Source organism: Priestia sp. YIM B13489 (genome assembly GCF_042787645.1).
Lineage (GTDB): Bacteria > Bacillota > Bacilli > Bacillales > Bacillaceae_H > Priestia > Priestia megaterium.
The window spans coordinates 205,001-224,720 of record NZ_JBHZOQ010000036.1 but is presented as its reverse complement, the minus strand read 5'-3'; the positions used below and the strand labels follow the sequence as shown (position 1 = coordinate 224,720).

Genomic DNA, 19,720 nt, shown 5'->3' with positions numbered 1-19,720 from the left:
TCATAAAAAGAAGGGGGCTTTTGTTTAAACTAAGAACATCGCGACAATTGTTGTAACGACTAATCCAATCGCTACAGGTTTTAAATTACGTCTGGCGAGTTCAAACGGACTGACTCCGCAAATCGCAGCAGCTGGAATCAATGCCCATGGAATCAATGTGCCTCCCCCAACCCAAATCGCAGCAATTTGCCCTAAAGCAGTTAGGGTGGCAGCGCCCGATCCTAAAGCAGATGCAAATAAATGAGAGACAGAGCCTACAAGTGAAATGCCTGAAAAGCCTGAACCGTCTAATCCGGTAATAGCTCCTAGAGCAGTTATCGTTACAGTGGCGACCTGTGCGGTTAACGGCACAGTGGAAGCAAGCGCAACGCCTAGGTCATTTACAAGTCCATGTGACCCTTTCGGAAGAAAGTCACCGATGATTGTTGTGAATCCAGCATCTCCTAAATAGAAAAAAGCTGCAATGGGAATAACGGGACCGAATACTTTAAAACCAAACTGCAAGCCTTCAATCAAGTAGGAAGTTGTTTGTTCGAGACCTTTTCCTTTGTGAGCAATAAGTGAAACCACCACTAAAATAAATAAGGCTGTGCCACCAACGAGAGCAGTTGCATCTCCTCCCTGTAAATGAAGGGCGAACATTGCCCATACGTCTATAGCAAAGAAAAGGGGAACTATAATGGCTAAAGCCCGGCGTACTGAAGAAGAAAGAGGTGTGGATTGGACAGAAGAACTGCTTGTTAACATTGTCGGTTGAGCGTGAATTCTATTGTGCTTCATATCTTGTTTTAAAAAGTAAAAAGCAGAGAGTGTCGTAACAACTCCCATCACAATGACCAGAGGGACACTTGCTTGAACCACCTCGTGAACTGGAAGACCTGCTGCGTCAGCAGTTATCTTAGGAGCAGCTTGAATAACAAAGTCTCCTGAAAGCGCAACGCCGTGGCCGAACAAATTCATCGCTACGGCTACGCCTATAGCTGGAAGCCCTACGCGGATGGCCACTGGTAAAAGCACGGCTCCAAGTAAAGCAACGGCTGGAGAAGGCCAGAAAAAATAGGAGATGGTCATCATAACTAATCCAATAACCCAATAGGCAAGAGCAGGCGTTTTAATGAGGCGAGCAAAAGGTGAAATCATCGATTCATTTATTCCTGTAGCCATTAAGACTTTACTCATGGATACAATAATTGAAATAATTAAAATGGTAGGAAGCAGTTCTGTAATGGCATAAATGAAGCTGGAAAAAACAGCGCTGACGGAGTGGCTTAACGAAGAGGTAGCCGTTAAGGAAAGTAAAAAAATCCCGAGTATACAAAGGATACTCGTATCTCGCCGCATAATCATAAAGCCGATAATGAAAGCGATAAAAAGGACATACATCCAATGAAGAGCTCCAAGCTCTATGCCCATAAAAATTCCTCCCAATAGGTGATATAGTATACAATATGACGTTTGTGCCTATTGTGATACTCGCCTACTAGGAGGATGTTTACTTATTTAACTACGTGGTATGAGGTCACATAAGAAGGGCGAGAGAAAATCGATGGCTGCTGATCCACGCCTTCTGACGTACCGCGTTTTTTGTGTGCTTCATTATAGGCTTTTGAAGACTGCCAATCGCTAAATGAACTTTCATCTTTCCATCCTGTAAAGATAATGTATGTGTCATTTTGCAGTGGACGAAGCACACGAATAGCTGAGAAGCCTGCTTCATTTTCAATTAAACGAGCTCGTTGGCTAAATCGCTGTTCAAACAAAGGACGGCCTTCATCTGTAACTGAAATATTATTTAGTACAGCAAATCCGCTATCTGCAAGATCTCCAGAAGCATCTAATACCTCATAAGCATGTCCTTCTTTAAAAATTGTATCTCCATCTGTTTCGTGAACTAGTGCAAATTGATCGTCATCTTTGTGAAGCAGTAGCAAACGTTCACTCGGATGTTCGTCGATCAACTTCTGAAGGTAAGGGCCTGTTCCGTAAGTAATAAAGATCTTCATGGATTATACTTCCTTTCTAATTGGGAATTGCATACAATTTACAATTGTAAATCATACTAAAATTATAAAATTTTACACACAAAAATTCAAAAATTGTGAACTTCTAATGAAGATGGTAAAGTAAAACATTGATGAAGTTGTTTTCCATATTATCAAAAGTTCAGCGAAAGAAAAGGGGTGGCACGATGTACAAAAAAGGCTTATACGCAATTGCTGCCTTAGTTGGAATTTTTCTATTAGGATTGATTGGATATATTATCATCTTGTTTCTTGGAAACTATGTAATTGATGAGAAAAAGATCGTCATGGACTCGGCTACGAGGTTAGTGGACGAAAATGGAGACGAATTAACAAAGCTCTATGTGAAAAATCGGGACTTGGTTTCAATTGATAAGATTCCAAAGCATGTGCAACAAGCATTTATTTCAATTGAAGACGTTCGTTTTTATGAACACCACGGAATCGATTTTAAATCTATTGGTCGAGCATTATACCGAGATATATTGGCTGGAGGAAGTGTTGAAGGAGGAAGTACTTTAACACAGCAGTTGGCTAAAAATGTATTTTTATCTAATGATAAAACGTTGCTTAGAAAAACAAAAGAAGTAGTGGTGGCCATTAACTTGGAGCAGCGTTACAGTAAGCAAAAACTGCTTGAAATGTATTTGAACCAAATATACTTTGGACACGGAGCCTATGGAATCCAAGCTGCATCCAAGCTTTACTTCAATAAAGATGTCTCCGAATTAACGGTAGAAGAAGGTGCACTGCTCGCTGCACTGCCAAAAGCACCGAATTCTTATTCTCCTATTTTACATCCGGAAAAAAGTATAGAACGTAGAAATGTTGTGTTAAATGCCATGCAAAAAGCAGGTTATTTATCAGCTGAAAAAAATGTCCGTTTGCAAGGAAGAACGCTGGGGTTGAACGTAAAGGAACAGGCTAAAAACCCAGCGTATCTAACCTATATCGATATGGTTATTCAAGAAGCAGAGAAGAAATACAGTATTTCGAGCAATGAGCTTCTGCGCGGCGGTTATACGGTCAAAGTACCTATGAGTACAAAAGTACAAGAAGCCGCCTACGAGCTGATGAAAGAAAATCGTTATTTTCCAGGTACAGATAAAAGTGCCCAAGGTGCTTTTGTATTAGTCGATAACAAAAGCGGAGGAGTTTTATCTGTTATGGGAGGACGAGATTATGTACAAAAGTCGCTCAATCGCGTAAATGTCAAAAGACAGCCAGGTTCTACGATGAAACCTATTGCGGTATATGGCCCTGCGTTAGAAGAAGGTCAATTCAAGCCTTATTCCTTGCTGCAAGACAAGCTTAGAAGCTACGGGGGATACACACCTAAAAATGTAGACGGTCAATATGCTAAAAAGGTAACGATGTACGATGCCCTAAAAGATTCTAAAAACGCAGCTGCCGTCTGGACGTTGAATCAGCTAGGAGTTGAAACAAGTAAGCAGTATCTCACAAAGCTAGGAATTCCTTTAGAAGATAAAGGGCTTGCGATTGCTCTTGGAGGATTAAAGGAAGGAATTACACCGCTTCAATTAGCAGGAGCGTACCGTGCATTTGCTGAAAACGGAGAAAACATCCAACCGTACTTTATTCAAGAAATAAAAGATCAAGACGGAAAAATGATTGCAAAAGCTGTTCCCGACACTCACAAAGCATTTTCAAAACAGACGGCTTGGTATATGACAAAAATGCTTCAAGGAGTTGTTAAAGAAGGAACGGCAAAAAATGGAGAGTTTAAAGGAGAGTTAGCAGGAAAAACAGGGTCTACTTCGTATACGAATGTTAAAGGAGCTACAAGGGATGCTTGGTTCGTTGGGTATACGCCAGATGTTGTAGGAAGCGTGTGGATGGGATATGATTCTACAAATGACCAGCATTATTTAACAAAAGGAAGTTCTTATCCGACGCTATTATTTAAAGACATTCTCACAAGAGCTGGTTACGACGAAGCTGCATTTCAAAAGCCAGCAGGCGTTAAAGATTTGCCAAAACCAATACGCTTAGAGGAAGTTAAAGACTTAAAACAAGAATTAACATTCCATCCATTTGGTTTGTTAACGGTAAATTTATCCTGGACACCTTCACCTGATAAAAGAGCTGTTTATTATGTTTATGAGAAAAAAGGAGATAAAGCCGAAGTAATTGGCAAAGTGAAGGGAAAAGGAGCATTTGAAAAAGAGCGTGTGAATCTGCTCGACAGTCCTACTTATTATGTAGTTCCTTACAATTCCCAAACAAAACAAAAAGGAAAAAAATCCAACGAAGTAACACCTGCTCTTTTTCAATAAAAAAAGGAAGAGTAGGGCGAATTTTTGACATTTTTAACAGGTGGCTATACAAGTCGTAAAGAAATGGGTATAGTGACAAGTAGAGAATATAACGTGAAACTTTAATCAGTAGAGGAACCGGTATGTTCCTTTGCTGATTATTGTCTGTCTAATCGAAGAAAATACGGATGGAAGACAATCGAGAAAGGTGGAAATTATGAGTCAAGGAACGTTTAACGATACTTTTTTAAAAGCCTGTAGAGGGGAAAAAACGGATCATGTTCCGGTTTGGTATATGCGCCAAGCAGGGCGTTCACAGCCGGAATACCGAAAGCTAAAAGAGAAGTACTCTTTATTTGAAATCACTCATCAGCCAGAGCTTGGAGCATACGTAACACGTCTGCCCGTTGAACAGTACGGAGTGGATGCAGCTATTTTATATAAAGATATAATGTCACCGCTTCCTTCAATTGGAGTGGATGTTGAAATCAAGTCAGGAATTGGTCCCGTAATTTCTAATCCAATTCAATCTTTAAGCGATGTAGAAAAACTAGGAGAAATTACGCCGGAAGAAGATGTTCCGTATGTATTAGATACGATTAAGCTGTTAACAACAGAACAGTTAAACGTACCTCTAATTGGCTTTGCAGGTGCTCCTTTTACAGTGGCAAGCTATATGATTGAAGGAGGACCTTCAAAAAATTACAATAAAACAAAAGCATTTATGTATACCGAACCTAAAGCATGGTTTGCACTAATGGATAAGTTAGCAGATATGACGATTACATATGTAAAAGCGCAAATTGACGCTGGGGCAAAAGCCATTCAAATCTTTGATTCATGGGTGGGTGCTTTAAATGTAGCGGATTATCGTTACTTTATAAAACCTGTTATGGAGCGAATTTTCACCTCTTTACGTGAAAAAAATGTACCGCTCATTATGTTTGGAGTAGGGGCAAGTCATTTGGCAAAAGAATGGCATGATCTGCCGCTGGATGTAGTGGGATTAGATTGGAGAACACAGCTGGATGAAGCACGTGCATTAGGCTTAACAAAAACACTGCAAGGAAACTTAGATCCTGCTATTTTGTTAGCTCCATGGGAAGTTATTGAAGAACGTGTAACAGAAATATTAGATAAAGGGATGGCCAGTCCTGGTTACATCTTTAACTTGGGGCACGGCGTTTTTCCACAGGTTCAGCCGGAAACGTTAAAGCGTTTAACAACCTTTATTCATGAATATTCTGCAAATAGACAATAAATTGTCAAATAATTTGGAGCGCTAAACTTTGAATTTTTCTTTTTATTCATGGCAAAATGAAGACAAGTATTGAATCTAATAAAGAGGTGTCGAACACATGAGTAAAAAAGTAATGGGATTACTTGTAATGGCATATGGAACGCCATATAAAGAAGAAGATATTGAACGTTACTATACACATATCCGCCGCGGACGTAAACCTTCATCAGAAGCCTTAGAAGATTTACAAAACCGCTACGAAGCAATCGGGGGCATTTCACCTCTTGCCAAAATTACGCAACAGCAAATGGAAAGTCTGGAAAAGCGCTTGAATGAAGTGCAGGATGAAATTGAATTTAAAGCGTATCTTGGCTTAAAGCATATTGAACCGTTTGTTGAAGATGCAGTAGAAGCCATGCATAAAGACGGAATTAAAGAAGCGGTCAGCATTGTGCTTGCACCTCACTTTTCAACGTTTAGCGTAAAATCCTATAATGGGCGCGCCAAAGAAACGGCTGAAAAATTAGGAGGACCAATCATTCATTCAGTAGAAAGCTGGTACAGTGAGCCAAAGTTCATTCAGTACTGGGCTACACGTGTTAAACAAACGTTTGATTTAATGGACGAAGAGAAACGCCAAAAAGCCGTGTTGATTGTATCTGCACATAGCTTGCCGGAAAAAATTATTGCAGCAGGAGATCCATATCCAAATCAGCTTCAAGAAACAGCGGATTTAATTGCACAAGCAGCTGGTATTGAACATTACGAAATTGGCTGGCAAAGTGCTGGAAATACGCCTGAACCATGGATAGGTCCGGATGTTCAAGATTTAACAAGAGAATTGCATGAAGAAAAAGGCTATACATCGTTCGTGTATACTCCGGTTGGATTTATCGCAGACCACTTAGAAGTACTTTATGATAACGACTATGAATGCAAAGTTGTGACAGATGAAATTGGGGCTGATTATTACCGCCCTGAAATGCCAAATGCACAGCCTGAATTTATCGATGGGTTAGCTACAGTTGTTTTAAAACAGATTGCCCGCTAAGTCAATATAGATTCTTTGTACGTTGAACAGGGATGAAAAGTAACTTATAATCAATATAGAGAAAAGTAAGAAGCGAGCTATGGATTTCCATAATCGCTTCTCTTTATATTGAATTTTACAGAAAAGGCGATGATAACATGACGGATAGACGAAAAAAGGTTGTCATCATCGGTGGAGGAATAACAGGTCTTTCAGCTGCCTATTATTTGCAAAAAAAAATAAAGGATCATCAGCTGCCAATTGATCTTCAACTAATAGAAGCGACGCATCGGCTTGGTGGAAAAATTCAAACGGTCAAACGAGACGGGTATTTATTTGAAAAAGGTCCTGATTCATTTTTAGCGCGTAAGCTAGCTGCTACAAAACTGGCAAAAGAAGTAGGGTTAGGCAGGGAGCTAGTCGGAAATGAAAAAGGAAAATCCTATATTCTAGTAAAAGATACACCGCATGCGCTGCCTGATGGTGCTGTAATGGGGATACCAACCAAGTTATCTCCTTTTATCACAACAGGGTTATTTTCACCTGTTGGCAAGCTGCGCGCAGCAGCTGATTTTTTCATACCGAAGACAAAAAATCAGGATGACCGTTCGCTAGGCGTATTTTTTAGAAGACGGTTTGGTGATGAAGTTGTTGAAAATTTAATTGAGCCTCTATTATCAGGAATTTACGCAGGAGACGTTGATCGCTTGAGTTTACGATCAACATTTCCACAGTTTCTGCATGCTGAACATAAGTACAGAAGCTTAATTGTTGGAATGAAAAAGCTAAAAGAAATTCACCCACAGCACGGTGATGATTCGGAGTTTAAAAAAAATAGTGTCTTTTTAACATTAAAAGAAGGTCTTCAATCGCTAGTAGATGGGGTAGAAAAAGCAATAGATCCTGATATTATTACAAAAGGAATAAAAGTAGAGAAAATTTATAAAGAAGATACCACATATGAATTATCGTTAAATAGCGGGAAAGTCATAAAAGCAGACAGCGTTATTGTAACTTCTCCTCATGCAGCTGCTCAGTCTATGCTTTCGGAATATAAAATATTCGAACCGTTGAAGCATATGCCTTCCACTTCAGTAGCTACTGTTGTGATAGCCTTTGCACAAGAAGCGCTGCAAGACAATCTAGATGCAATGAACATCGCCGTTTCAAGAAATAGCGATTACACGATTACGGCGTGCACATGGCTAAATAAAAAGTGGCCGCATGCGGTTCCGGAAGGAAAAGTGCTGCTGAGATGTTTAGTTGGACGAACCGGGGATGAAGCTGTGGTGGATCAGCCTGACGATGAAATTTTCAAAATTGTCCTGGAGGATTTGAAGAAGCTCATTACCATTTCTGCTGAGCCTGAATTTTACGCGGTAACGAGATGGAAGCAGTCAATGCCTCAGTATACGGTCGGACATCACGATATGCTAGATACGATGAACGAACAGCTTGAAAAAGAGCTGGCCGGTCTTTATGTAGCGGGAAGCTCATACGAAGGTCTGGGTATACCAGAATGTGTAGAGCAAGGAGAAGATGTGGCTAAAAAAGCGGTTAAATATGTGCAGCAACTGTAGAAGTGGAGCGGTGAATCAATGCTCCGCTTTTTTGTCTACTACCTGTAGAGAAAGGTTATACTAAGAGAAGAGATTGTGGTTGAAAAGCAAAAGAAACTTATGCTATAGTAAAACCGTACTTGTTGACTGAAATATTCATTTGGTCAGAAAGAAGGGGATAACGTGGCGATAGACCGAAAGCAATCAGTTGTTGATGCAGCGTCAAAATCATTTGCGCTGTTTGGATATAAAGCAACGACTATGGAGCAAGTGGCGAAGCTTGCAAATGTCGGAAAAGGAACGATTTATACTTTTTTTAAAAACAAAGAAGAGTTATTCGATGAAATTGTGACACGAATGATTCGAGAAATGACAGATGCAGCTGAAACTGTCATTGATAGCAACCGTCCTTTTTTTGAAAATGCCCAAGCAGCCATTTTTCGAATCTTAGAATTCCGCACTGAGCATCAGCTCATGCTGAAGCTGGTACAGGAACAGCAGTTAGGCACTACAGCAGTGCAAGAAGTGCTGGTACGAGTAGAAGAAGAGATTTTGACTTATATAAAAAACAAAATCGAAATTGCGATTTCTAAAAAAGAAATCAAACCGTGCAACCCGGAGCTCACAGCTTTTTTACTATTTAAAATGTACATTGCACTCGTCTATGATTGGGAAAAACGGCATGAGCCGCTTTCAGAAGAAAAAATTGCTGAATTAATTGAACTATACTTTTTACGCGGTCTGTCTCAGTGAGATGGGCTTTTTTCATAGAAAAAACAAAAAAGGTCTCATGACGAGACCTTTTTTATTGTTCATTATCATCTTTTTTTACGCCGTTTAATTCTGTATTTCCTGTTTTTGCATCTTCTTCTTTTTGCTCTACTTCTTTTTCGCCTTCTTTTTTAAGGTCAAAGTAAGCTTTAATAGAATCACCTGTAATAGTTTTACTTAACGTGTTAGATGTACCTGCTACATAAGCAGAAGGAATAACAACCGCTACTGCTACTTCCGGATTATCATAAGGCGCGTATGAAACGAATGTAGAGTTACGTACGCTTACACCTTTGTTAAAGGTTTCAGCTGTCCCGGATTTACCAGCAATGTTATACTGACGATATTTCCCTAAATTAAGTAAACGCCCTGTACCATGTGAGCTTGTGACTACGCGGCGGAAGCCTTCCTTAACAATGTCAATTTCCGATTGACTCATTGTAATACGGTTTAATACTTCCGGCTCAAACGAGCTTTGTACGCTTCCTTTTAGTTCACTATCAAGCTCAGGCTCACGAATTTCTTTTACTAGATGGGGTTTCATACGATAGCCGCCGTTTGCAATCGTTGAAATGTATTGAACAAGCTGAAGCGGTGTGTACGTATCATACTGTCCAATACCAAAATCTAGCGCTTTACCTGGTTCATTTGTTACAGTATTGCGAATACCCGTTGATTCGTTTTCTAATTCGATGCCCGTTGAAATTCCAAGACCAAACTGGCTATAGTATGAGCGCAGCTTATTAAAGATAGACGGTGGAATGTTCAGTCTGCCGCCAGGGCGGTACGTTTCACCAGCCATGCTCATAACCGTACGGTACATGAACACGTTTGATGATTGTTCTAGCGCTTTTTGGATTCCGGTAGCTCCCATATTATGTGAAGACTTTTTCTTAGTGCCCCCAGCAAATGTCATCGGTGCATCATAAAACACCGTTCCGGGCTGAATAGCGCCTGAGTCAAGACCTGCAAGAACAGTAGCTCCTTTTACAGCCGAACCTACTTCATAAGAAGTGGTCATGTTACCAAGAGCAAAATCTTGTACTTTTCGTGCTCCGGTCTTTTTATCTGTAACGAGCTGTTTTCCGCCCATTGCTAAAATGTCTCCTGTATGAGGGTCCATCATAATGGCAAACGCTCGGTCCATTAATCGTGAACCAGCAGCACCGGATGTCACAGCTTTTGTTAAAATATCTTCGACTTGCTTTTGAAGCTCCATATCAATTGTTAAAATTAAGTCACTGCCGCGCTGACCTTCAGTAACGGTCTCTTGGCTCACTAGGTTGCCAGAGCGGTCTGTTACGTTTTGCACGCGGGCTTTTTGACCGCGAAGAACGTCTTCGTACTGCTTTTCTAAATAACTTTTTCCTACTCGGTCATTACGGCTGTAGCCGTGTGATAAATAGTACTGTAAGTTTTCGCTTGGCAATCCTTCATCTGCTGATGTGATTTTACCAAGCAGCGTGCTAAGTAAGCCGTCGTATGTATACATACGGTCCCAGTAAGTTGTCGTATCGACGCCTGGTAAGTCACCCAGCTGCTCACTAATGACGGCAAGCTCTTTATCGGTTAATCCGCTTTTAATAATTTGCGCGGTTAACGCGTAGCCGCCTTCCATCTTGCTTTTAATAGCAATCACTTCAAGGTCATCTTTCACCGATAGAAGTTCGTTTTTTGTGATGCGCTTTAGCTGAAGAGGATATAAATCATCTTCAGAAAGTTGACCTTCTTTTACTTTTTGCTTATCCGCTGCGGTAATTTTTTTCGCTGCTGCTTTTGGATGAGTTGCAATCCAGTAATCTTTTAAGTCGCGTTCTGTTAGCTTAATCGTATTTTTATCTTTCTTTTTAGCCGATTTGCCAAACACGTCTGTTGTAACAGGAACATCAATAAGAGTGGCAAGCTTTTTAGCTACTTTTAGCTTGTCTTCTTGAGTGACGCCTTTCAAACGCGTGTACGTGACAGCGTTCAACGGTTTATTATCCACGATAACGCGGTCATAGCGGTCTAGCATCTTTCCGCGAGGAACCGGTGAATCTACCGTTTCATCTTCTGTTTTTTCAACTTCTCGTTTATAGTTCTCTCCGTACACGATCTGTACGAAGCCTAATCGTAAAATGAGTGCAGAAAAAAGCAGGAAAACCACAATAAACAGCCAGTTAATTCGAAATGAGACATGTGTTTTTTTGCGCTTTTTAGTTTTCATGTAAACCCCTTCACTTTGTTTATACAAGTTAAAAAAATTCATAAATTTTCTTATGAATCTATCACTCTACATATTAACATAATTTTGTCTATAAATGTTATTAGGTGGAATAAAACAGACAAAAAATTTATAGAAATTTTTGCGGAAGAAGAGAGACCTGTCGAAGGGTGCTGAAGGGGTTGTTCAATATTTTCCACTCGGTTGTTCAATATTGTTACCTGTTCAAATGTCCTAGAATCGGTAAAATAAAGAGAGATAGATATCAAGGGGGGCAAAACGAATGAAAATGAAAAGGCTTTCAATAATGTCTGGCGTGTTAGCAACATCACTTTTATTTGCGACAGCATGTTCAAACTCAGGTACGGATTCAAAAGCAAGTAAATCAACAGGCTCAGGTGATCAAGTTGTTATTGATATGTTCCAGTTCAAAGTGGAAATTGCAGATCAGCTGAAAGAATTAACGGATGAATATACAAAAGAACATCCAAACGTAAAGTTTAACATCCAAACAGTCGGCGGAGGCGCGGACTATGGTGCAGCATTAAAAGCACAGTTTGCCTCTGGAAATGAACCTGATATCTTTAACAATGGAGGGTTCCAAGAAGCGCAAACGTGGAAGGATAAATTGGAAGATTTATCTGATCAGCCGTGGGTAGATAATCTGTATGATATCGCCAAAGAACCGATGACAATGGACGGGAAAATTTATGGTCAGCCGCTAAACTTAGAAGGTTATGGTTTTATTTATAATAAAGATTTATTTGAAAAAGCAGGCGTTAAAGAATTACCTAAAACGCTGTCAGAATTAGAAGCAGCTTCTAAGAAGCTTAAAGCAAAAGGCATTACGCCATTTTCTAATGGATACGGCGAGTGGTGGGTGCTAGGTAACCACTTATTTAATATTCCAATGGCACAGCAAGACGATCCAGATGCGTTTATTAAAGGTCTAAACGAAGGAAAAGCAAAATTTGAAGGCAATGAAACGTTTAAGCAATTTATGAATCTGTTCGATTTAACGTTAAAGTATGGAAATAAAAATCCACTAACGACAGACTACAATACACAAGTTACTCAATTTGCTTCTGGTGAAACAGCAATGATGCAACAAGGTAACTGGACGGTAAATATGATTACGAAAATTAATCCGGACATGAAAATGGGCTTTATTCCAATGCCAATCAGCAACGATGCAAAGAAAAATGATAAATTAGCAATCGGAGTTCCAAATAACTGGGTAGTAAACAAAAATGCGCCAGATGCAGATAAAAAAGCAGCGAAGGAATTCTTAAATTGGATGGTTTCTTCTAAAAAGGGTCAAAAATTCTTAGTTGAAAAGTTCAAGTTCATTCCAGCGTTCAAAAACATCGATGGAAAAGGAATCGATTCTTTATCTGATGATATCTTAAAATACTCTGAAGAAGGTAAAACATTATCTTGGAACTGGTTTAAGTATCCGGAAGGAACGGTTCAAGAAGTCGGCGCAGCAATGCAGTCTTACGCAGGCAAGCAAATGACAGAAGAAGAATTTATGAAGAAATTAGATACAATTTGGGCAAAAATGAAAAAATAAACAAGAAGTCCGCGTGGAAAACGCGGACTTTTTGGTGTAAAAAAATAGCTGGTTAGATTCATAGTTATGAAAAAATAATAGTTAATTGAAAGCGCTTTTAATGTATAATAATAGTCATAATGTATGACATTAGTCAAAGGAGGTTATTTGTGAAAGGCTGGAGCATACGCAAGAAATTAATTTTGTTTTTCTTATTCGCAACGGTTATTCCATTTTTAATTTCAACGATTTTTACGTATCAATACACAAAAGAAACGGTTAAGAACCGATTTATTTCTACCAACTATCAAGTTATTAAAAACGGAAGCAATGATTTGAGCGATTACTTAAATGAAATTGCTAATATTACAAAAAGGCTGTACGGCTACCACCCATTTATTAAGGTGTTAGATGAAGGTGTATCAAGTGACTTAGGAGCCAATCAACTGGAAATATCACGGACTCTTCTTTATTTATATAATACTCGTCCAGAGATTGAACAGCTCCATCTTTACATTGAAAACGGGCATGACTCGTATACAGCTTATAATTCGAAAGTGAGCAGCAGAGGAAAGTACGATGATATTTACACTCAGCCTTACTATTCTTATTTAAATAAAAATCATAAATTTCTTGTGATTGAGCCTACCCATGAAATTTATAGCTACAATAATTTATCAACGTTAATTGATTCACTGCCGAATCAAGTTATTAGCTTTCATCAGCGGATTGATGAGATTCCATCAGACAAGTTGTTAGCTTATCTATCTTTAGACATTAATATGACACAAATTCAATCTATATCGCAGCGTCTATATAATGAAGAGTCAGAAGATTTTTATTTAATGAACAATAAAGGGAAGGTTTTGTATTCCTCTAATTCAAAGGTTATTGGAAAAAATGAAAACTACGCGTGGGTGAAGGCGCTCACTTCTCAAAAAGACCATAGCATGGAATGGGAAGATAAAAGCTTCTCAGGCGTATTAATGTATGAAAAGCTTAAACAGCCCTTTGAGGACTTGTACATTGTGAAACGAATTCCTTACAGTGTTTTATATGAGGATGCAAGAAAGACAGCACTTATGAATGTATTAATTGGGCTGCCATTTTTGTGTATGCTCGTTATCGCTACGCTTTTTATATCAGTACGTTTTACACAGCCGATTAACGTATTGATTCGCAATATGAAAGAAGTGGAAAAAGGATCATTTGAGGTGCGGTTTAAGTCGCTTGGAAACGATGAATTTGGTGTTTTAGGAAGGCATTTTACCTCTATGGTAGAAACAATTAATGACTTGATTGAACGTAAATTTCGATTGGAATTAGAAAATAAATCAACGCAGCTAAAAGTACTGCAGTCACAAATTAATCCGCATTTTTTATACAACGCATTTCAATCGATTGGAACTCTTGCTCTTAAGCATAAAGCAGTTGAAGTATATTCTTTATTAACCTCACTTTCGCACATTATGCGTTACAGCATGAATATGAAAGAGGATATCGTTAGCTTAAAGCAAGAAGTCGATCACGTAAAAGCTTTCTTAAGTCTGCAAAAGCAGCGGTTTGGTTCAAAGTTTGAGTATGAGTTAAATATCGAAAAAGAAGCAGAGCTTATGCGAATACCGAAAATGATTTTGCAGCCTCTTGTTGAGAATTCTTTTAAGCATGGATTCGAAACCCGTACAGGAAGCGGAAAGCTGCTGATTTCAGCGGATTTGAACGGTGAAGAACTGATTCTAACGGTTTCTGATAACGGAAAAGGGATAGGGCAACAAGAGTTGAATCAATTAAAAACGAGACTTCAGCAATCGTATAATCAAACAGATGAGCATATTGGGTTGCAAAACATTTATGAACGACTTCGCATCTACTATGGAGATCATGCTTCAATGCAAATTAGCAGTCAAGAAAATCACGATTTTACCGTTGTCATAAAGCTAACAACAATTGAAGAAAAGAGGGATAGTGATGAAAGTATTAATCGTGGATGATGAAGAGCATGTAAGAGAAGGAATAAAGCTGCTTGGACAGTGGGAAGAGCATGAAATTACAGATGTGATAGAAGCTGATAGCGGTGAGCAAGCGATTGCGCTTATCGAGGATCACGGACCGGAAATCATTTTTACTGATATGAAGATGCCTAATATCGATGGAATTGCTTTGTTGGAGTGGATTAAAGAGAATTCGCCTTCTAGCAAAACGATTGTGGTAACAGGGTATGATGACTACCACTATATGCGTAAAGCTATTCATTTTGGAAGTACGGATTATATTCTAAAACCAGTGGATCCTTCGATTTTAAACGATACGCTTATACGAGCTGTAATCCAATGGAAGAAAGAAGAAGAGTCCAGAAAAGTCCATAATAGCAGCTATCGTTTAATCAATGAAATGAAGCCGATTTATCGAGATCGAAAACTGACGCAGTTAATGAACAATTATTTGCTAAATCAATCAATCTATGAAGAGTTTGGTTTCCATCTGACTAGAGAGTATGAAGTGGGGATTGTACGTGTAGATGAATCCATCATTCGTTCTTTTGGCGGTGACCGGGATTTAGCCTATTTTTCAATTTTAAATGTAATCAATGAAATGCTGATGGCAGAAGAAAATGGGGTAGCCTTCCGTTATTTATCAAATAAGTGGGAAATTATTATTATATTTTGGAATGATTTTGAACGCATAACCTCTTTACTGACGACTTTACATACAGCCATTCGCCGTACGCTAGACGTGAGCTGTCGGATTGCAAGAGGGTGCAAAGTTTCTTCTATTGATCAGCTAATGAAATCCTATGAAGATGCGAAAAACTCGCTTTTATTAAGCAATGTTCTTGATCAAAATAAAGTGAAGGTCTACGGCGAGCAAGACGTTTTAGCAAGTGCTTTATTAATAAATATGATGGATTATAATAGTAAAATTGAAGAAGCGCTGCAAGTCGGGAAGTTTGAAGCCTTTTTGCCGGTATTCAACGAAATTATCACAGCTTTTGAAGCACAAAATTATCTCTCATTAAAGCAAATTCTGCATTTTGAGCAGGAATATCAGCTGTTAAGCCAGCATTGGTTAAAAAGATATCACATTCCTTATACGATAAATAACGGTCCTGAATATGTTCTTTCTTTTTTCTATAACCAAGATGGGCAGTTTCAGCTAGCAAAGTATGTAGAGAGAAAGAAGCGTGAAGTAAAGCGCTTTTTAAAAGTAGTAAAAAGGTATAGCAAGAAAAACAATCGCGACGTTATTTATGAAATCGAACAATATTTGCAGCAAAATTTTCATCGAGATGTGAAGCTTCAAGAAATATCGGAACGTTTCTATCTAAGCCGTGAATACATTTCGAGGAAGTTTAAGCAAGAATTTCAAGAAAACATTTCAGATTATATGGTGAAAGTCAGAATGAATAAAGCCAAATCACTTTTACTAAATGAAGAACTAAAAATCTATGAAATTGCGAATATGATTGGATATCATGATGATAAATACTTTCGAAAAGTGTTTAAAAAAGTAGAAGGCATTACGCCAAACGAGTATCGCAGTTTGACCGTATAAAAAAAGCTGAAACTGTTATAAAACAGTTTCAGCTTTTTTTATTTCATGACATCTAGACAGTGATCACATTTGTTTCCGTAGCATTCATGCTGTTCCTCAATGTCGTTTCCGCATTCTACGCACTTTTTATTGGGTAATCTTTTGAAAAATTCAGTCATTTTTTCTAACATTTTAAATCCCCTCCGTTGTTTTTGTTACTAACATTGTATTATAACAGATGATAAAATGTCAATTATGTTTTATAACAATTTAGCCTATTTTGCTATTCTAAGTGGTTATTTGTTATATAACAATGAGTTATTTCGATAAAATCACCGAAACGAGTGCCTTTCAGTTAGTTTTCAAAAAAAAGTAGGGTATACTGAACGTAATAAAAATAGTACGAAAGGGTGATTGAAATGAAAGTAACTGTTATTGGTTTTTGGGGAGGATATCCTGCGGTTTCAGAAGCTACTTCTAGCTATTTAGTGGAGCACGATGGGTTTCAGCTGCTTGTTGATTGTGGAAGCGGTGCATTGGCTCAGCTGCAAAAATATGCAAAGCCAGAAGAAATAGATGCTATGATTTTATCTCATTATCATCATGATCACGTGGCTGATGTCGGAGTATTTCAATATGCACGCCTCATTCAGACTCATCTAGGAAACGCTGTTAAGGAACTTTCTATTTATGGACATACATATGATCAGGAAAGCTTCAACAAACTTACTCATAAAGGAATTACTAAAGGGGTAGAGTATGATCCGAGTCAAAAACTTGAAGTTGGGCCTTTTACCATCGAATTTATGAAAACGAAGCATCCAGTCGTTTGTTATGCCATGAGAATAAGCGCCGGCAATCAAACTGTCGTGTACACAGCGGACTCTAGCTATTTAGAAGAGTTTATTTCCTTCTCAGACGAAGCAGATCTTCTCATTTGTGAATGTAATTTTTATGCTAACCAAGATGAAAGAGGCGCTGGACACATGACAAGTACAGAAGCCGGTACACTTGCTTCAAAAGCAAGTGTCAAACACCTCATGCTTACTCACCTTCCGCACTATGGAGAACATCAACAGCTAGTAGAGGAAGCTGCTGCTCATTATAGAGGTACGCTTACGTTAGCTGAATCAGGATATGTATGGGAATAACAAGGAGGAAAATGAATGTTATTTATTGATAATCAAAAAAACTATGATCCCCGAATTAACTTAGCAATTGAAGAGTATGCGCTCAAGCATCTAGACATTAATGAGACATATCTGCTGTTTTATATTAATGAACCTTCTATTATTATTGGGAAAAACCAGAACACCATTGAGGAGATTAATACAAAATATGTTGAAGATCAGCAAATTCATGTAGTGAGACGTCTGTCTGGAGGCGGGGCCGTTTATCATGATAAAGGAAATTTAAACTTCAGCTTTATTACGAAAGACGATGGAAATAGCTTTCATAATTTTAAAAAGTTTACCGAGCCGGTCGTGGAAGCGTTAAAGAAATTAGGAGTTAATGCCGAGCTAAGCGGACGAAATGATTTAATGGCTGAAGGACGGAAAATTTCTGGAAATGCTCAGTTTTCAACGAAAGGGAGAATGTTCAGCCATGGAACTCTTCTTTTTGATTCAGAGATTGAAAACGTCGTATCAGCGTTAAAAGTAAAAAAAGATAAAATTGAATCCAAAGGCATTAAGTCTATTCGAAATAGAGTAGCAAATATCAGCGAATTTTTAGAACAGAAAGTAACGGTGGAAGAGTTTAGAGAAATGCTGCTTCGATATATCTTTGACGGAGAAGAAAATATAACAGAATATAAACTAACGGAAAAAGATTGGGAAACGATTCATCAAATTTCTAAAGAGCGCTATCAGTCATGGGATTGGAACTATGGAAAATCACCTAAATTTAACTTACAGCACTCTCACCGCTTTCCTGTGGGACAAATCGACGTTCGTTTAGAAGTGAATAAAGGAAAAATCGATGCTTGCACCATTTACGGAGATTTCTTTGGAGTGGGAGATGTCGAGGAAGTACAGGAAAAATTAACAGGTGTTCGTTATGAAAAAGCTTCTATTGAACAAGCCTTAGAAGACATCGATATTCCACATTATTTTGGTAATATTACAAAAGAAGAGTTTGTTGAATTAATCTATTAAGAAAAAAGTCTGCTACATCAGGCTTTTTTTCTTTTTAAACAGATGAGTCTTGTCAATGGAACAGCAGTAACATTATAATAGAATAGAAGAAGTAAGAATTTTTACATTATTATGACTTAATAATGAATGGTTGTTCATTCATTCATTATTAAAAGGAGGAAGTTATGAGATGAATTTGTCAGCACAGCTTCATAAAACAGCTGAGCAATTTCCACAAAAATCGGCATATGTTTTTATGGACCAGGAAACATCTTATGCAAATCTTGATGCATCGGTATCTAAGTTTGCTGATGGTCTGAAGCAATTAGGTGTAAAAAAAGGAGATCATATCGCTTTGATTGTCGGCAACTCGCCTCATTTTGTGATTGGATTGTACGGTGCTCTTCGAGTAGGAGCTACTGTTATACCTATTAATCCTATTTACACAGCGGATGAAATTAGCTACATGCTTCAGGATGGAGATGTAAAAGCAGTTATTGCGGTTGATTTACTTCTCCCTATTTTAAAGAAAATCATTGGACACACTCCATTTTTGGAACATGTTATCTTATGTGAAACGACAGATACAGTGGAAAATATACCTTCTTATTTTCACACGTTTTCGCAAGTTATAAACAGAGGAGAAGCTACATATGATTTTCTGGAGTTAAAAGAAGAAGATGTGGCTATCATTCTGTATACGTCAGGAACGACTGGAAAACCAAAAGGAGCTATGCTTACACATAAGAATATTTATTCAAATGCTCAAGACGTAGCAGATTATTTAAGTATAAATGGGAATGACCGAGTCGTAGCTGCTTTGCCGATGTTTCACGTATTTTGTTTAACTGTTTCATTGAATGCGCCTTTAATGAATGGAGGAACGATATTAATTGAACCAAAATTCAGTCCATCTTCTATATTTGAATTAATTCAAAATCGACAAGCGACTATTTTTGCCGGCGTTCCCACAATGTATAATTTCTTACTTCAGCATGACAAAGGGAAAAAAGAGCACTTTCACACGGTAAGGCTTTGTATATCAGGCGGGGCATCAATGCCGGTGGCACTTCTAACCAATTTTGAACGTAAGTTTGGGGTAATGGTAGCAGAAGGGTATGGATTATCTGAGGCTTCTCCTGTGACGTGTTTCAATCCGATTGACCGAGAGAGAAAAGCCGGTTCTATAGGCACATCTATTATGAATGTTGAAAATAAAGTGGTGAACGAACTAGGAGAAGAAGTAGAAGTAGGACAAGTTGGCGAACTTATCGTCAAAGGCCCTAACGTGATGAAAGGGTATTACAAGCTTCCAGAAGACACGGAATATGCTCTCCGAGATGGTTGGCTGTATACAGGTGACTTAGCAAGAATGGATAAGGAAGGTTATTTTTATATCGTT

General features: G+C 38.4%; 15 protein-coding genes (1 of these 15 only partly in view). 11 read left to right on the top strand and 4 right to left on the bottom strand.

What is annotated here, in order from left to right; genetic code table 11:
* Positions 1-24: 24 nt before the first annotated feature.
* Both ACFX4W_RS03000 and ACFX4W_RS02995 read right to left on the bottom strand, forming a co-directional pair.
* On the bottom strand, positions 25-1,413 hold the full coding sequence (locus tag ACFX4W_RS03000; protein WP_043981719.1) for a hypothetical protein: 1,389 nt from the start codon (positions 1,411-1,413) through the stop codon (positions 25-27).
* A gap of 83 nt (positions 1,414-1,496) precedes the next feature.
* Positions 1,497-2,003, bottom strand: coding sequence for an antibiotic biosynthesis monooxygenase family protein (locus tag ACFX4W_RS02995; RefSeq protein ID WP_013055327.1), 507 nt, complete (start codon positions 2,001-2,003; stop codon positions 1,497-1,499).
* 185 nt (positions 2,004-2,188) lie between these two features.
* On the opposite strand from ACFX4W_RS02995, the gene ACFX4W_RS02990 reads away from it, so the two are divergent.
* From ACFX4W_RS02990 to ACFX4W_RS02970, 5 genes are all read left to right on the top strand, one after another.
* The gene (locus tag ACFX4W_RS02990) at positions 2,189-4,318 is read left to right on the top strand and encodes a transglycosylase domain-containing protein (RefSeq protein WP_043981720.1); all 2,130 of its coding nucleotides are present in this window, start codon (positions 2,189-2,191) and stop codon (positions 4,316-4,318) included.
* Positions 4,319-4,514: 196 nt separating this feature from the next.
* Entirely contained in the window at positions 4,515-5,558 is a 1,044-nt protein-coding gene (hemE, locus tag ACFX4W_RS02985) for a uroporphyrinogen decarboxylase (protein WP_013055329.1), read from the top strand.
* A gap of 97 nt (positions 5,559-5,655) precedes the next feature.
* The gene (hemH, locus tag ACFX4W_RS02980) at positions 5,656-6,588 is read left to right on the top strand and encodes a ferrochelatase (RefSeq protein ID WP_043981721.1); all 933 of its coding nucleotides are present in this window, start codon (positions 5,656-5,658) and stop codon (positions 6,586-6,588) included.
* Positions 6,589-6,725: 137 nt separating this feature from the next.
* On the top strand, positions 6,726-8,147 hold the full coding sequence (gene hemY, locus ACFX4W_RS02975) for a protoporphyrinogen oxidase (protein WP_013055331.1): 1,422 nt from the start codon (positions 6,726-6,728) through the stop codon (positions 8,145-8,147).
* 162 nt (positions 8,148-8,309) lie between these two features.
* Positions 8,310-8,879, top strand: coding sequence for a TetR/AcrR family transcriptional regulator (locus tag ACFX4W_RS02970; RefSeq protein ID WP_013081690.1), 570 nt, complete (start codon positions 8,310-8,312; stop codon positions 8,877-8,879).
* Positions 8,880-8,931: 52 nt separating this feature from the next.
* Here the strand turns inward: ACFX4W_RS02970 and ACFX4W_RS02965 are convergent, their stop codons facing one another.
* Positions 8,932-11,103, bottom strand: coding sequence for a peptidoglycan D,D-transpeptidase FtsI family protein (locus ACFX4W_RS02965; protein WP_043981722.1), 2,172 nt, complete (start codon positions 11,101-11,103; stop codon positions 8,932-8,934).
* A gap of 280 nt (positions 11,104-11,383) precedes the next feature.
* On the opposite strand from ACFX4W_RS02965, the gene ACFX4W_RS02960 reads away from it, so the two are divergent.
* The 3 genes from ACFX4W_RS02960 to ACFX4W_RS02950 all read left to right on the top strand — a co-directional run bounded on the left by ACFX4W_RS02960 (position 11,384) and on the right by ACFX4W_RS02950 (position 16,204).
* Positions 11,384-12,673: an ABC transporter substrate-binding protein gene (locus ACFX4W_RS02960; RefSeq protein WP_043981723.1), complete on the top strand. Its 1,290-nt coding sequence runs from the start codon at positions 11,384-11,386 to the stop codon at positions 12,671-12,673.
* Between the two features lie 149 nt (positions 12,674-12,822).
* Positions 12,823-14,643: a cache domain-containing sensor histidine kinase gene (locus ACFX4W_RS02955; RefSeq protein ID WP_043981724.1), complete on the top strand. Its 1,821-nt coding sequence runs from the start codon at positions 12,823-12,825 to the stop codon at positions 14,641-14,643.
* Positions 14,621-16,204 carry a response regulator gene (locus ACFX4W_RS02950; protein ID WP_377559230.1) on the top strand — a complete coding sequence of 528 codons (1,584 nt, stop codon included), beginning with the start codon at positions 14,621-14,623 and terminating at the stop codon, positions 16,202-16,204. The genes ACFX4W_RS02955 and ACFX4W_RS02950 overlap by 23 nt, the downstream gene beginning before the upstream one ends.
* Before the next feature lie 38 nt (positions 16,205-16,242).
* Here ACFX4W_RS02950 and yhfH read toward each other — a convergent pair whose 3' ends face one another.
* Complete coding sequence (gene yhfH, locus ACFX4W_RS02945) at positions 16,243-16,374, bottom strand: protein YhfH (RefSeq protein ID WP_080781675.1); 132 nt, start codon at positions 16,372-16,374, stop codon at positions 16,243-16,245.
* Between the two features lie 228 nt (positions 16,375-16,602).
* Between yhfH and ACFX4W_RS02940 the strand changes: the two genes are divergently transcribed.
* The 3 genes from ACFX4W_RS02940 to ACFX4W_RS02930 all read left to right on the top strand — a co-directional run.
* Positions 16,603-17,334: an MBL fold metallo-hydrolase gene (locus ACFX4W_RS02940; RefSeq protein WP_043981726.1), complete on the top strand. Its 732-nt coding sequence runs from the start codon at positions 16,603-16,605 to the stop codon at positions 17,332-17,334.
* A gap of 15 nt (positions 17,335-17,349) precedes the next feature.
* Positions 17,350-18,339 (top strand): lipoate--protein ligase, encoded by a 990-nt coding sequence (gene lplA / locus ACFX4W_RS02935; protein ID WP_043981727.1) that lies wholly within the window; start codon positions 17,350-17,352, stop codon positions 18,337-18,339.
* Positions 18,340-18,508: 169 nt separating this feature from the next.
* Positions 18,509-19,720 carry the 5' portion of a fatty acid--CoA ligase family protein gene (locus ACFX4W_RS02930; RefSeq protein ID WP_043981728.1) on the top strand. Its footprint extends 321 nt past the window's final position, so the window shows 1,212 of its 1,533 coding nt (coding positions 1-1,212); it begins with the start codon at positions 18,509-18,511; the stop codon falls past the right edge of the window.

Coding starts and splice junctions, on each gene's coding strand:
- lplA (WP_043981727.1), top strand. CDS start 17,350: ATGTTATTTATTGATAATCAAAAAAACTATGATCCCCGAATTAACTTA.
- hemH (WP_043981721.1), top strand. CDS start 5,656: ATGAGTAAAAAAGTAATGGGATTACTTGTAATGGCATATGGAACGCCA.
- ACFX4W_RS02960 (WP_043981723.1), top strand. CDS start 11,384: ATGAAAATGAAAAGGCTTTCAATAATGTCTGGCGTGTTAGCAACATCA.
- yhfH (WP_080781675.1), bottom strand. CDS start 16,374: ATGTTAGAAAAAATGACTGAATTTTTCAAAAGATTACCCAATAAAAAG.
- hemY (WP_013055331.1), top strand. CDS start 6,726: ATGACGGATAGACGAAAAAAGGTTGTCATCATCGGTGGAGGAATAACA.
- ACFX4W_RS02950 (WP_377559230.1), top strand. CDS start 14,621: ATGAAAGTATTAATCGTGGATGATGAAGAGCATGTAAGAGAAGGAATA.
- ACFX4W_RS03000 (WP_043981719.1), bottom strand. CDS start 1,413: ATGGGCATAGAGCTTGGAGCTCTTCATTGGATGTATGTCCTTTTTATC.
- ACFX4W_RS02965 (WP_043981722.1), bottom strand. CDS start 11,103: ATGAAAACTAAAAAGCGCAAAAAAACACATGTCTCATTTCGAATTAAC.
- ACFX4W_RS02990 (WP_043981720.1), top strand. CDS start 2,189: ATGTACAAAAAAGGCTTATACGCAATTGCTGCCTTAGTTGGAATTTTT.
- hemE (WP_013055329.1), top strand. CDS start 4,515: ATGAGTCAAGGAACGTTTAACGATACTTTTTTAAAAGCCTGTAGAGGG.
- ACFX4W_RS02995 (WP_013055327.1), bottom strand. CDS start 2,003: ATGAAGATCTTTATTACTTACGGAACAGGCCCTTACCTTCAGAAGTTG.
- ACFX4W_RS02940 (WP_043981726.1), top strand. CDS start 16,603: ATGAAAGTAACTGTTATTGGTTTTTGGGGAGGATATCCTGCGGTTTCA.